Raw genomic sequence first — 255 nt, forward strand, 5'->3', positions numbered from 1 at the left:
TTTTTTTTTTTTTTTTTTTTTTTTTTTTTTTTTTTTTTTTTTTTTTTTTTTTTTTTTTTTTTTTTTTTTTTTTTTTTTTTTTTTTTTTTTTTTTTTTTTTTTTTTTTTTTTTTTTTTTTTTTTTTTTATTTTTTTTTTTTTTTTTTTTTTTTTTTTTTTTTTTTTTTTTTTTTTTTTTTTTTTTTTTTTTTTTTTTTTTTTTTTTTTTTTTTTTTTTTTTTTTTTTTTTTTTTTTTTTTTTTTTTTTTTTTTTTT

General features: G+C 0.0%; 1 protein-coding gene. It reads right to left on the reverse strand.

The features are described 5' to 3' along the window. Window positions 1–255 (reverse strand): hypothetical protein (locus LZD48_RS19415; RefSeq protein ID WP_179766249.1); only part of this gene is annotated, 255 nt, incomplete at both ends.

The organism is Oceanobacillus alkalisoli (genome assembly GCF_021556485.1).
GTDB lineage: Bacteria > Bacillota > Bacilli > Bacillales > Amphibacillaceae > Oceanobacillus > Oceanobacillus alkalisoli.